This window comes from Streptomyces sp. NPDC052701 (assembly GCF_040678355.1).
Taxonomy (GTDB): domain Bacteria; phylum Actinomycetota; class Actinomycetes; order Streptomycetales; family Streptomycetaceae; genus Streptomyces.
The window spans coordinates 32,326-45,444 of the sequence record NZ_JBFATO010000020.1; the positions used below are offsets into that span (position 1 = coordinate 32,326).

Here is a 13,119-nt window from a genome sequence, read left to right on the forward strand (position 1 = left end):
GCGGTCACCGCGCGCGACTCCCCAGTCGGCTGCGGCGCCTCCCGGTGGGGGGAGGGCCGGGCGGCTGCGCTGCTTTTTTCTGTGGTCGCAGCCCATCCTGACCCACCCGGAACCGGTGTTCGCGCCGAAACACGCCGCTTCCGGTGTCACGCTGGTCACGTGCGCGTCCCGGACGGCCCCGGCGCGCGCGCACCGCCGGCCCCGGAACCGGTGAGGGCCGCCCCTCCCGGCGGACGCGGGGGAGGGGCCTTCGGGGAGCCCGCCGGCCCGTGCGCGCGGCGGTCAGTCCCAGGCCACCGGGAGCCGGTCGACGCCGTAGTGCATGGCGCGGTCGCGCAGCGGGACCTCCTCGGCGGGCACCGCCAGCCGCAGCGTGGGGAACCGCTCGAACAGGCGGCGCAGACCGATGCGCAGGGACGCGCGGGCCAGGTGCTGGCCCAGGCACTGGTGCGCGCCGAACCCGAGGGCGAGGTGCTTGCGCGGGTTGCGGGTGACGTCGAGCCGGTCGGGGTCGTCGAAGACCTCCGGGTCCCGGTTGGCGGCGGGCAGCGCCAGCACGACCGTCTGCCCCGCCCGGATCGTCCGGCCGTCGACCTCGACGTCCTCCAGCGCGCAGCGGCTGGAGCCGAGCTGGGAGATGGTCAGGTAGCGCAGCAGCTCGTCGACCGCGCCGGTCTCGTACAGCTCGGGCCGCTCGCGCAGCAGCTTCAGCTGGTCGGGGTGCTCGAGCAGGGCGAAGGTGCCCAGCGCGAGCATGTTGGGCGTGGTGTCCAGGGAACCGCCCAGGGTGAGCACCGCGAGGTTGACCATCTCCTCCTCGGTGAGCTCCCCGGTGGCCGCCAGCCGGCCGAAGAAGTCGTCGCCGCCGGCCGCCATCCGCTCCCGCACCACGGGCCGGATCAGCGCGTCCATCGACTCGATGTGGTGGACGAACTCCTCCAGCGTGTACGTCAGCCGCATCAGCGCCGCGAAGTGCCCGGAGAACTCGGTCATCATCTCCGCGGGGACGTTCATCAGCGCGCACACCGTGCGCAGGCTGACCACCTCGGCGAACGCGGTCAGCAGATCCGCGGGCGAGCCCTGCCCGGCCATCGCCTCCAGGGCGTCGTCGACGACACGGGTGAGCTCCGGCTCGAACTGCTGGATGCGGCGGACCGTGAAGTGCCCGGCCAGCAGCTTGCGGTACTTCGTGTGCTCGGGCGCGTCCATCTTGGCGAACGACCCGGGCGGGGAGGGCTGCGGCGCGTACTCCGGGATCGGGAACGGCGGGGCGACGACGTGCGCCAGCAGCTCGTTGCGGTGGCTGAAGCGGTCGTCGGCGAGGATCTGCCGCACCAGGTCGTGGCGCGTCACCAGCCATCCCGTCGGGTCCTTGGGCGCCACCTGGAAGGTGAGCGGACTGACCGGGTCCTGCGCGCGCAGCCGGGCGTACTCGGCCGGCGGGTCGAACGGGCACCTGCCGCGCTCCGTCGGGATCACGGGGGGATCTGGTCTGGTCTTCATGGTCACTCCGTCGGTGGTCCGGCCGCGCGGGACGACCGGGCTGCGGTGGGGGAGACGGTCCCGGCGGTCCGGGAGGGACGCCGGGGAAGGCGAGAACGGAGAAAAGCTGAGGAAAGCGAGGAGACGAGGAGGAAATCGAGGGGAGCGCAGGGGGAGGGGGAGGGCGGGGCGCGGTCAGGCCCGCTCGACGCGCAGCGGCAGGTGCCGGGCACCGAAGACGTTGGTGCCGTGGTAGGCGAGCGGGGCGTCGCGGTCGACGCGGATGGAGGTGAACCGGTCCAGCAGCGCGTTGAGCGCGATCCTGCCCTCCAGGCGGGCCAGCGGTGCTCCGATGCAGTAGTGGATGCCGTGGCCGAAGGCCGCCTGACGGGCGTTGGAACGGTGCGGGCGGAAGGCCGCGGGGTCGTCGAAGACCCGCTCGTCGCGGTTGGCCGACAGCAGCCACAGGTGCACCAGGGTGTTCTCGGCGATCGTGGTGTCCCCGACGACGGTCTCCCCGGTGGTGACGCGCTCGATCCGGGTGAACGGCGGCCGCAGCCGCAGCGTCTCCTCGATCACCGCCGGCACCAGCGAGCGGTCGGCGCGCACGCGCGCGAACAGCTCGGGCTCCTCGTCCAGGCACAGCAGCACGTTGCCCAGCAGCACCGCCGTGGTGATGTGCCCGGCCATCAGCAGCAGCGTCGCGAAGCTCGTGATGTCCTCGTCGGTGAGCCGCTCGCCGTCCAGTTCGGCCGCCACCAGGGTGCCCAGCAGGTCCTCGCGGGGCCGGGCGCGCCGCTCGTCGATGAAGGTCTGCAGGTAGGCCGCGATCGTCGCCGCCGTCTCCTCCAGGCGCCGCACGCTCTCCGGGTCCTCGGGGTCGGTGTTCAGCAACTGGTCGGCCCAGCCCTGGAACTGCTCCCGGTCGGCGGTCGGCACGCCCAGCATGCGGGCGATCACGGTGACCGGCAGCGGATTGGCGAAGGTGTCCACCAGGTCGAAGCGGTCCGTCTCGAGCGCGTCCAGCAGGTGGCCGGTCAGCTCGGCGATCCACGGCTCCAGGTCCGCGATGAGCCCGGGCGTGAACGCCCGGCTGACCAGCCGGCGCATCTTGCCGTGCAGGGGCGGGTCGAGCAGCAGCAGCGTGCCGCGCGGCGCCTTGCGCGCGCCGCCGGAGAGCCGGCCCACGGTGTCCGAGGAGAAGGTGCCGGGGTCGGCCAGGACCCGCTGCACGTCCTCGTGCCGGAAGAGGTGCGTGTTGCCGGAGGCGTCCCGCCACACCGGGCTGGCCTCGCGCATCCGCGCGGCCCACGCCAGCAGGGACGCCCCGCCGTCCGGCGCCACCGCCGGGGCCTTGTCCGGCTGGGGAACCGGCGTCGCGGACGCGTCCTGCTGCGCCGCCCGCGGCGACCGGTCGAGCACATCCGAGGTGCCTTGCTGAGCCACCCGCGATTCCCCTTTCCGTACGGGCTCGGCGAAGGGTCCGAACGGACCGCGGCCCGCGACCCACCGCGTGGGGCCGGCCCGGCAGGCCGGCTGCCCGCCACTCCAGCACGGGCCGCCCGCACCGGGCCAGCGGGGGCGGCGCAGTCTAGGGATTCACCGAGAACCGGCCGCGGCGCGCCGCCCGCCCGCCGCGGCCCGCGGCGAAATCTCTGGAGGAAACCCCAGACAGTCCCGCTCCCCGCCCGCAACCCGCCAGGTGGCGCAGCAAGATGAGCACGCCCCGGCCCACGGGCGCGTACCGCAGCCGACATCCCGCGGAGGGCTCGCATGGACATCGCGATCGACCACGAACGGTGCATCGGAGCCGGCCAGTGCGTCCTGATCGCCCCCGAGGTCTTCGACCAGGACGAGCACGACGGACTGGCCGTGCTGCGGGCCGAGCGGCCCGGCCCCGGCCAGTACCCGGCGGTGCGCGAGGCCCAGGACGCCTGCCCCCGCGGCGCCATCGCGCTCTCGGGGGACTGAACCACCTCGCGGCAGCCGCCGCCCACCCACCCAACGGGAGGATGCCATGCGCGTTCTGTTCGCCGGCCTGCCGGAGAAGTCCCACCTGTACACCATGGTGCCGCTGGCCTGGGCGCTCAGGGCCGCCGGGCACGAGGTGCTGATGGCCGTCTCACCGGCGCTCACCCCGGTCGTCACCGGCGCCGGCCTGACCGCCGCCCCGGTCGGCAGCGACCACGGCCTGCACCGGGACATGTCCCGCGCCCGTGACTCCCAGGACGCCGACGTCGCCAACTGGAGCCACCTCGGCTACGGGCAGGTCGACTGGCCCGCCCTGCTGGAGCGTTACCGCGTCAGCGTGCCCTGGGGGTTCGCCCGCTACAACGACCCGGTCATGGACGACCTGGTCGCCCTCGCCCGCACCTGGCGGCCCGACCTGGTCGTCCGGGACCCCATCGCCTACGCGGGCGCGGTCGCGGCCCGGGCCTGCGGCGCCGCGCACGGCCGCCTGCTGTGGTGCGCCGACGTCTACGGGCAGGCCCGCAGCACCTTCGTCGAACTGGCCCGGGACATCCCCGAGGAGGAGCGCGCCGACCCGCTCGCGGAGTGGATCGACGAACGCGCCCGGCCCTACGGCGTGCAGTGCGACGAGGAACTGCTGCAGGGCCAGTTCACCATCGACCCGCTGCCGCCCAGCCTGCGCCCGCCGACCACGCTGGAGGTGCTGGACCTGCGGTACGTGCCGTACAACGGCCCCGCCGTGCAGTGGGACTGGCTGCGCGAGGAACCCAAGCGCCCCCGGGTCTGCGTCACCCTCGGCACCACCAACACCGAGGCCTACGGCGGGGACTACGTGCCCGTCGACGCCATCCTGCGGGCCCTGGGCGGACTCGACGCCGAGGTGGTCGCCGCGCTCGTGCCCGAACAGGCCGACGCGCTGGGCGACCTGCCCGCCAACGTCCGCGCCGTGAGCGGGGTCGCCCTCGCCACCCTGCTGCCCAGCTGCTCGGCCATCGTCCACCACGGCGGCTGGGGCACCTTCTCCACGGCGCTGGTCAACGCCGTCCCCCAGCTCGCCCTGTCCACCTACGTCGCCGACCAGGAACTGCGCGGCCGGGCCCTGGAGGACGCGGGCGCCGGCCTGTTCCTGCACCACGGCGAGGTCACCCCCGACCGCGTCGTCGAACACACCCGGCGGCTGCTGGAGGAACCCGGGTTCGCCGCGGCCGCCGGCCGGCTGCGGGAGGAGTCGGCCGCCCTGCCCAGCCCGCACGACCTGGTCCCGCGCCTGGAGAGCCTGGCCGCCGGCCGCTGACCGGCCGCCCCCTGCCGAGACCCGCACCGCACACCCGAGCAACACCGAGGCACACCCGAGGAAGGAGGCCGGCGCCCCGCGCCCCGCCGGGACCGCCCGGCGCCGCACCCCTGATGAGTCAGACGCGCATCCTGGTGACCGGCGGTGCCGGTTTCATCGGCTCCCACTACGTCCGCACCCTGCTCGGCCCGCAGGGCCCGGGCGACGTCTCCGTGACCGTCCTGGACGCCTTCACCTACGCGGCCAACCCCGCCAGCCTGGACGAGGTCCAGAGCCACCCCCGGTTCCGGCTGGTGGTGGGCGACATCTGCGACGCGCCGCTCGTCGACCGCCTCATGGCCGAGCACGACCACGTCGTCCACTTCGCCGCCGAGTCCCACGTGGACCGCTCGCTGGTCGACGCCGGCGGCTTCGTGCGCACCAACGTGCTCGGCACCCAGGTGCTCCTCGACGCGGCGCTGCGCAACGGCGTCGGGACCTTCGTGCACGTCTCCACCGACGAGGTCTACGGCTCCATCCCCACCGGTTCCTGCACCGAGGAGCAGCCCCTCGACCCCAACTCGCCCTACTCCGCCTCCAAGGCCTCCAGCGACCTGCTCGCGCTGGTCTACCACCGCTCGCACGGGCTGGACGTCCGCGTCACCCGCTGCTCCAACAACTACGGGCACCACCAGTACCCCGAGAAGATCATCCCGCTGTTCGTCACCCGCCTGCTCGACGGCCGGAAGGTCCCGCTCTACGGCGACGGGCTGCACGTGCGGGACTGGCTGCACGTCGACGACCACGTCCGCGCCGTCGAACTGGTCCGCACCCGCGGCCGGGCGGGCGAGGTGTACAACATCGGCGGCGGCACCGAACTGACGAACCGTCAGCTCACCCAGCTGCTGCTGGACGCCTGCGGCGCGGACTGGGACCGGGTCGAGTACGTCACGGACCGCAAGGGCCACGACCGCCGCTACTCGGTGGACTGGACGAAGGCGCGCACCGAGCTCGGCTACACGCCGCGCAAGAAGATGACCGAAGGGCTCGCCGAGACCGTCGCCTGGTACCGCGACCACCGCCAGTGGTGGCAGAACGCCCGCCCCGCACCCGCGCCGGCCGCACACACCGCGCCGGCCGCGCAGACCGCGGAGACCGCGCCATGCTGACCTGGCGCACACTCGGGCTGCTGGAGGTGACGCGCGGGGGCCGTCCGGTCACGCCCACCGCGCCCAAGACGCGCCAGGTCCTCGCCCTGCTCCTGGCGCGCCGCAACACCATGGTCCCGCTGCCGGTGATCGTCGCCGAGCTGTGGGACCACACCCCGCCGCGCAGCGCCACCGGCACCGTGCAGACGTACGTGTACCAGCTGCGCAAGGCGCTGCAGAGCGACGCCGACACGGCCGCCGGGACGGGACCGCTCGTCACCGGCGCCGCCGGCTACCTGCTGCGGGTGGGACCGGGCGAGTACGACACCGCGGAGTTCGAGCGGCTCACCGGGGAGGCGCGCGCCGCGTTCGACGCGGGCGAGGAGCGGGCCGCGGCCGGCCTGCTCGACGCGGCGCTGGCCCGCTGGAGCGGCCCGCCCTTCGCCGACGTCGCCCAGGGCCCCTGCCTGCGGGCGCACGCGCTGCGCCTGGAGGAGGCACACCTGCACGCCCTGGAACTGCGCATCGCCGTGGGCCTGCGGCTGGGCCGGCACCGCGAACTCCTCGGCGAACTCAAGGAGCTGGCGTGCACCCATCCGCTGCACGAGTGGTTCCAGGGCGGCCTCATCATCGCCCTGGAGCGCTCCGGCCGCCGCAGCGAGGCCCTCCAGGTCTACCAGCGCCTGCGCGACCTGCTGCGCGAGGAACTCGGCCTCGACCCCTCACCGGGCCTGCAGCGGATCCGCCAGCACGTCCTGACCGACCGCGTCACCGCGGCGGACCTGGACCTGCTGCCGGGCTGAGCCCGCGCACCCGGTTCCCCCGCCACCCGCCCGGGGCCCCGCCGCACCGGGCCGGACGGCGTCCTCGTCCGGCCCCGCGGGCCCCGCGGCCGGCCCCCGCCGGCGGCCGTGTCCCGCCCGTGCGCGCGCCACGGCCACGCCCCGCGCCGTCTTCCGCCTCACTCCCCGCAGTCCTCCCGCGCGGCCGCCCACAGGTCCCGCACCATGTCCGCGGGCGTGCGGCGGGGGGACCAGCCGAGGAGGTCGCGGGCGGCGGAGACGTCCACGCCCATCCAGTCCTGCCCGTCCGCCGGCCGTACGGCGTCCTGCGTGCCCTCGACCAGCCGGGCGCGCCGGCCGCTGGTGGCGATCAGCAGGTCGACCATGGCGCGCACGTGCTGCGAGCGGCCGCTGCCGATGTTCACGACCCGGCCGACGGCCCGGCGGGAGCCCATCGCGGCCACGACGGCCTGCGACACGTCCCGGGCGTCGACGAAGTCGCGGCTGCTGCGCAGCGGGGCGACCCGCACCACCGCGGGCGTGTCCGGCCCGGCGGCGAGCAGCTGCCGGGCCACCCGGCCCAGCAGGCTGGCCGGCGGCGTGCCCGCGCCGATCACGTTCGACAGCCGCAGCACCACCGCCTCGGCCCGGCCCTCCTCGGCCGCCCGCAGCACGGCCCGCGTGCCGTACAGCTTCGAGCGCCCGTACTCCGTGCGCGGCCCGGTCGGCGAGTTCTCCGCCAGGGCCACCCCGGGCGGCTGGGGCGCGTACTCGTGCACCGAGCCGAGGTGGACCAGGCGCGGCCGCGACGCCGACGCGCTCAGCGCCGCCAGCAGCCGTTCCACCAGCAGCTGGTTGCCGTGCCGCATGTCGCTCGCCGACGTCGACCAGACCGCGCCGGCCGCGTTGACCACGGCCAGCGGCCGCTCCGCGGCGAGGAGCCGGGCCAGCGCCTCGGGCCCGTCCTCGACGACGTCCATCGGGCAGAAGCGCCACGAGACCGGCAGCTTCGCCGGGTGGCGGGCGACCGCCAGCACCTCGTGCCCGGCGGCCTCCAGCGCGGCGCCCACGTGCCGGCCGACGAATCCGGTCGCACCGAGGACGACGACCCGGCCGGAGCGCGTGTCCGGCCGTCCGGGAAGCCCCTGGGTACCGAGCACCGTCATGCCGTCTCTCTCCTCCCGGCCGGGCCGTCGCGCCCGCACGTCGTCCGGCGCCCGCGCGGCCGCGGGTGCGGCCGGGGCGTCCACCCCTCACTGTGACAGCCGCCGCTCCAGTCTCGCTCCAGGGCCGTTCGACCGGAGCGGTTCTCGTACCGGTCTCCAGCGATCCTCGAGTGGGGCGCCATATCGTGCTGCCACCATGAAGATCCGAGAGATGGCCGTGCCGGACGCCTACCACGTCACGCCACTCAAGCACCGCGACGCCCGCGGCTGCTTCTACGAGTCGTTCCGTCACGGCAGACTGGCGGAGGAGATCGGCCGCCCGGTCCCCGTGGCGCAGGTGAACTACTCGGTGTCCCGCAGGGGCGTGCTGCGCGGACTCCACGGCACCCTGCTGCCGCCGGGGCAGGCCAAGGTGGTCAGCGTCGTGCGCGGCGCCGTCCTCGACATCGTCGTGGACCTGCGGGTGGGCTCGCCCGCCTACGGGGCGCACGAGGCGAACTGGCTCGACGCCGAGTCGGGGGAGGCCTTGTTCGTGGCGGAGGGCCTCGTGCACGGCTTTCTGGCGCTGACCGACGACACCTGCGTGTCGTACCTGTGCTCCACCGAGTTCGTCCCCGGCACCCAGCTGGACATCGACCCCTTGGACGCCGAGCTCGACCTGCCCTGGGGCCTGTCGGAGGCGCCGCTGATGTCGCAGAAGGACGCCTCGGCCATCTCCGTGCGGGAGGCCCGCCGGGCGGGCCTGCTGCCCCGCTACGAGGACTGCCTCGCCCACTACCGGTCCCTGCGCGCCGCGCACTGAACGAGCCGCCGCCGCGCGCCGCCCGGCCGCCGCGAGCCCCAGCACCCCGGAGAACCGATGCCGAACGGTACCGTCCCGAGCCCCCGCCACATCGCCTTCCTCCTCTTCGCGGACTTCGGCCACATCGCGCCGACCCTCGGCCCCGCACGCGAACTCCTCGCCCGCGGGCACCGGGTCACCTACGTCGTCGACGAGCGCTTCCGCCCGCTGGTGGAGGAGGCCGGCGCCGCGGCCGTGACCTACACCTCCGCCCGCGGTGACTTCTACCGCGCCGCCGACCCCACCCCGGACCGCCTGGCCCGCGAGGGCTACGAACTGCTGCTGGACACCGTGCGGACGGTGTTCCCGCGCGCCATGGACCACTTCACCGTCGACCCGCCGGACGTCGTCCTGTACGACTACGAGACGGTGGCGGCGGGCCGCGTGGCCGCCCGCCTGCTGGGCGCCGTCCCCGTCCAGGTCAGTCCCAGCCACGCCGCCAACGAGACCTTCTCCCTGCGCAGGCAGATGTGGGACGCCGACCATCCGCTGATGCGCCAGGGGGCGTCCGTCCTCATCGAGTTCATGACCTCCCACGGCATCGGCGTGGAGGAGCTGGGCCGCTACGGCGCCGAGTGGGACCGGCACAACCTGGTGTTCCTGCCGCGCGCGTTCCAGATCCGGGGGGAGAGCTTCGACGAGCGTTTCGCCTTCGTCGGGCCCACGGTCGCCGAGGCGCCGGCCGGCACCTGGTCCCCGCCGGCCGACGGCCGCCGTACCGCGCTGGTGTCCCTGGGCACCGAGGCCGGGGACCGGCACGACTTCTTCCGGGTCTGCGCCGAGGCGTTCGACCCGGCCGCCTGGCACGTCGTGATGACCCTGGGGCGCGGCGCCGACCTCGCGGGGCTCGGCCCGCTGCCCGCCCACGTCGAGGCCCACGAGTGGCTGCCGCACCCCGCGGTGCTGCCGCACGCCGCGGTCCTCGTCTGCCACGCCGGCATGGGCAGCATCATGGAGGCCCTGTACTACGGCACCCCGGTCGTCGCCCTGCCGCGCGCCCACGAACTCGACGTGAGCGCCCGCCGGCTGGAGGAGTGCGGGGTCGGCCGTTCGCTGTCCCGGCAGGAGCTGACCGCCGGCCGGCTGGCGGACGCCGTGGCCGGCCTGCTGGCCGACCCCCGCGGCCCGGAACGGCTCGCGCGGATGCGTACGGCCGTCCGGGAGGCGGGCGGCGCGGTCCGCGCCGCGGACCTGCTGGAGACCTGGGCCGCCGGCCGCCCGTCCACGGCGGCCGTCCGCTCCTGACACCACCGCCACGGGCCGGCCCGCACACCCCGGGGTGTGCGGGCCGGCCCGTGGCGGTGGGAGGGCGCGCCGCCGGGCGGCGGGGTCAGTGGGGCAGCGTCACGAACTCGATCACCGTGGCGATGCTGTGGTCGATCATCTCGTCCGTCAGGCCCGGGTACACCCCGATCCAGAAGGTCCGCTCGGTGGTGATGTCGCTGTTGGAGAGCGGACCGCTCACCCGGAAGCCGCGGCCCTCGTAGGCCGGGTGGCGGGTCAGGTTGCCGGCGAACAGGCGGCGGGTGGCGACCCGGCTGCACTCCAGGTGGTCGATGAGCGCGCCGGGCGCGAACGGCGCGTCCGGGTGCACGGTCAGGGCGAAGCCGAACCAGCTCGGGTCGCTGCCCGGCGTGGCCTCGGGCAGGATCAGGTGCGGCAGGCCGTCCATGCCCTCCCGCAGCCGCCGCCAGTTGCGCCGGCGGGCCTCGCCGAACTCGTCGATCCGGTTCAGCTGCTGCAGGCCCAGCGCCGCCTGGATGTCCGTCGACTTCAGGTTGTAGCCGACGTGGGAGAAGATGTACTTGTGGTCGTAGCCGTACGGCAGTGAGCCCATCTGCTGCTCGAACCGCTTGAAGCAGCGGTTGTCCTCGCCCGGCTCGCACCAGCAGTCCCGGCCCCAGTCCCGCATCGACTCCACGATCCGGGCCAGGACGAGGTTGTCCGTCAGGACGCAGCCGCCCTCTCCGGTGGTGATGTGGTGGGCGGGGTAGAAGCTCTCGGTGGCCAGGTCCCCGAACGTGCCCGTCAGCCGGCCCTGGTAGAGGCTGCCCAGCGCGTCGCAGTTGTCCTCGATGAGGAACAGCCCGCGCTCCTCGGCCAGTTGCGCGATCTCCGCGACCGGGAAGGGGTTGCCCAGCGCGTGCGCCATCATGATCGCCCGGGTGCGCGGCCCGATCGCCTGCTCGACGCGCTCCACCGTGGCGTTGTAAGTGCCCAGTTCGATGTCCACGAACACCGGCACGAGCCCGTTCTGCAGGATCGGGTTGACCGTGGTGGGGAAGCCCGCGGCCACGGTGATCACCTCGTCGCCCGGGACCAGCCGCGCGTCCTCCAGCTGCGGCGAGGTCAGCGAGCTCAGCGCCAGCAGGTTCGCCGACGAACCGGAGTTGGTCAGGTGCGCCTTGCGCAGCCCGAAGTACTTGGCCAGCGCCCGCTCCAGCCGCCGCGAGCTGGGACCGGCGGCTATGCGCAGGTCCAGGGCGGCCTCGACGAGGGCCACCCGGTCGTCCTCGCTCAGCACGGCACCGGAGGCCAGGACGGGTGTCACCCCGGGGACGAACCCCGACGACTCGTTGTTGCGGTGGTACTCGCGGACCAGGTCGAGGATTGCGGTCTTGTCGTTCCCCATGGAGGCCTCCTGTGAGTGCCGGCGGGGACCACCGGCCGTACCCGGCTCGGGAGTTGCGGAAGCGGGTCCCCACACCCGGTCCCGATCGACCGGGGAGTCCTAGCCCAGCACGTCGGCGCGGCACCCTGCCATCACGGCCGGGCAACTCTAGGGATCCACCAAAACGAAGGGCCCGGCACGCCTCCGGCTCACGGCCGGTACTAGGGATTTCCTCGCCCGGACCGCGTCACGCTGGAGTGTCCCGGGCCTGCGGCCCGCCCGTCCCACCCCAGTGAGGCGCGATGAACCTCGGCTCCGCGTCGCGCGACCGCGAGCGCACCGTCACCGTCCGAGCCGGCCACGCCACCGGCGAGCGCATCCGGCTGAGCGTCTACGACCTGCTGCCGGGGACGTTCGCCACCCAGCGCACCTTCTACTACCGGGGCACCCTCGACGCCGACGCCCTGCGCGCGTCGCTGCGGGCCACCCTGGTCCACTACCCGATGCTCACCGGCCGGCTGGAGCGCGACCCCGACGGCGGCCTGAGCATCGTCTGCAACGACGCCGGAGTGCCGTTCACCGAGTGCCGCTCCGAGCGGCCGCTGCCCGACTACGGCCCCGACCACTCCGCCCGGGGCGACATGCGGCGCCACATCCACCAGGTCAACCCGTTCCGCGTGGTGGGCCACGACACCCCCTTGTTCACCGCGAAGGCGACACACCTGCGCGGCGGCTTCGCGCTCGGCGTCACCGCCAACCACAGCATCATGGACGGCGCTTCGTGCGTCGACTTCCTGCTGCACTGGTCCCGCACGCACCGCGGCCTCGACCACCGCCCGGCGCCGTACGCGCGCACCCTGCTCGACGGTCTGGCCGAGGGCGCGCCGCCCGGGGCCGGACACGACGACCCCCAGTACGCCGTCGTCACGCGCCGCCGGAAGTTCGGCTTCCTGTGGCGGGTGAACGCCGGCGCGCCCCGGGTGCGCACCTTCACCACCCGGTTCACCGCGCAGGAGGTGCTGGCCCTCAAGGAGGTCGCCACCGCGCAGCTGGCGGGCGGCGGCCCCCGCCTCTCCAGCGGCGACGCCCTGGCCGCGCAGGTGTGGCGGGTGCTCGGCGCCCTGCGCGACCGGCCCGCCGGCAGCACCGAGCGGCTCGGCGTCGTGGTCGACCTGCGCCCTGCCCTGCGCGAGCGGCTGCCCGACGGGTACTGGGGCAACGCCGTGTCCAACACGACGGCCTCGCTGCCCGCCCGCGCCCTGCGCGAGGGGCCGCTGGGCGAGACGGCGGCCGCGGTGCGCGCCGCCGTGGACCGGGTCACCGCCGCGCGCGTGCGCGACGAGACGGCCTTCCTGGAGGCGCAGCACCGTGCCGGGAGCATGCGCCGGGTCCTCAGCCGCATGGCGCTGGACGCCTTCGAGGACACCGTCGGCCTGAACAACGTCGCCCGGCTGCCCTTCTACTCCGTGGAGTTCGACGCCGGCCGGCCCTTCTGGTTCGAGTACCCCACCGTCCCCATCCCGTGGACGGTGATGGTGACGCCCACACCGGACGACGACCACAGCCGGGACGTCCACCTGAGCCTGCCCCGTGACGCGGCCGCCGTCCTGGAGAGCCCCGAGTGGGCCAAACGCCTGCACGACACGGGACGGACGGCCTGAACCGGGCGGCCCGCCCGCGCCGTCCGGCGGGAAGCGGCCCGGCTCCCGCGGGAACCGGGCCGCTGCGGCCTGCCGCGGCGCGGCCGCGCGGGGCGCCGGCGCGGGCGGCGGTCCGGCCGCGAACGGAACCGGCTGGCCGGGAAGCGGGCAAACACCCGCGTCCGGCGGCTCGTCCCCGGGCGGG

Annotated in this window: 11 protein-coding genes; 7 read left to right on the plus strand and 4 right to left on the minus strand. The window is 74.7% G+C overall.

Translation table 11 applies throughout. The annotated features are described in order from the left end of the window. Nucleotides 1-282 precede the first annotated feature (282 nt). Together AB0L29_RS22290 and AB0L29_RS22295 are read right to left on the minus strand one after the other, a co-directional pair. Nucleotides 283-1,503: a cytochrome P450 gene (locus tag AB0L29_RS22290; protein ID WP_365829463.1), complete on the minus strand. Its 1,221-nt coding sequence runs from the start codon at nucleotides 1,501-1,503 to the stop codon at nucleotides 283-285. Between the two features lie 174 nt (nucleotides 1,504-1,677). Then, nucleotides 1,678-2,928, minus strand: coding sequence for a cytochrome P450 (locus AB0L29_RS22295; protein ID WP_365829464.1), 1,251 nt, complete (start codon nucleotides 2,926-2,928; stop codon nucleotides 1,678-1,680). A 327-nt stretch (nucleotides 2,929-3,255) separates the two neighbouring features. Between AB0L29_RS22295 and AB0L29_RS22300 the strand changes: the two genes are divergently transcribed. From AB0L29_RS22300 to AB0L29_RS22315, 4 genes are all read left to right on the plus strand, one after another. Further along, nucleotides 3,256-3,453 (plus strand): ferredoxin, encoded by a 198-nt coding sequence (locus AB0L29_RS22300; RefSeq protein WP_365829465.1) that lies wholly within the window; start codon nucleotides 3,256-3,258, stop codon nucleotides 3,451-3,453. A gap of 46 nt (nucleotides 3,454-3,499) precedes the next feature. Beyond that, nucleotides 3,500-4,747 (plus strand): activator-dependent family glycosyltransferase, encoded by a 1,248-nt coding sequence (locus AB0L29_RS22305; protein WP_365829466.1) that lies wholly within the window; start codon nucleotides 3,500-3,502, stop codon nucleotides 4,745-4,747. A gap of 113 nt (nucleotides 4,748-4,860) precedes the next feature. Beyond that, nucleotides 4,861-5,895, plus strand: coding sequence for a dTDP-glucose 4,6-dehydratase (gene rfbB / locus AB0L29_RS22310; protein ID WP_365829467.1), 1,035 nt, complete (start codon nucleotides 4,861-4,863; stop codon nucleotides 5,893-5,895). After that, complete coding sequence (locus AB0L29_RS22315; protein WP_365829468.1) at nucleotides 5,889-6,677, plus strand: AfsR/SARP family transcriptional regulator; 789 nt, start codon at nucleotides 5,889-5,891, stop codon at nucleotides 6,675-6,677. Before rfbB ends, AB0L29_RS22315 begins: the two co-directional genes overlap by 7 nt. A gap of 158 nt (nucleotides 6,678-6,835) precedes the next feature. On the opposite strand, the gene AB0L29_RS22320 is transcribed toward AB0L29_RS22315, so the two are convergent. Then, entirely contained in the window at nucleotides 6,836-7,822 is a 987-nt protein-coding gene (locus AB0L29_RS22320; RefSeq protein ID WP_365829469.1) for an NAD(P)-dependent oxidoreductase, read from the minus strand. A gap of 196 nt (nucleotides 7,823-8,018) precedes the next feature. Here AB0L29_RS22320 and AB0L29_RS22325 point away from each other — a divergent pair, with 196 nt between their 5' ends. Continuing rightward, complete coding sequence (locus tag AB0L29_RS22325; protein ID WP_365829470.1) at nucleotides 8,019-8,624, plus strand: dTDP-4-dehydrorhamnose 3,5-epimerase family protein; 606 nt, start codon at nucleotides 8,019-8,021, stop codon at nucleotides 8,622-8,624. Nucleotides 8,625-8,681: 57 nt separating this feature from the next. Continuing rightward, nucleotides 8,682-9,908: a macrolide family glycosyltransferase gene (locus tag AB0L29_RS22330; protein WP_365829471.1), complete on the plus strand. Its 1,227-nt coding sequence runs from the start codon at nucleotides 8,682-8,684 to the stop codon at nucleotides 9,906-9,908. Nucleotides 9,909-9,993: 85 nt separating this feature from the next. Here AB0L29_RS22330 and rfbH read toward each other — a convergent pair whose 3' ends face one another. Next, complete coding sequence (gene rfbH / locus AB0L29_RS22335) at nucleotides 9,994-11,295, minus strand: lipopolysaccharide biosynthesis protein RfbH (protein WP_365829472.1); 1,302 nt, start codon at nucleotides 11,293-11,295, stop codon at nucleotides 9,994-9,996. A 281-nt stretch (nucleotides 11,296-11,576) separates the two neighbouring features. Between rfbH and AB0L29_RS22340 the strand changes: the two genes are divergently transcribed. Beyond that, nucleotides 11,577-12,935, plus strand: coding sequence for an acyltransferase (locus AB0L29_RS22340; protein ID WP_365829473.1), 1,359 nt, complete (start codon nucleotides 11,577-11,579; stop codon nucleotides 12,933-12,935). Nucleotides 12,936-13,119: the final 184 nt, after the last annotated feature.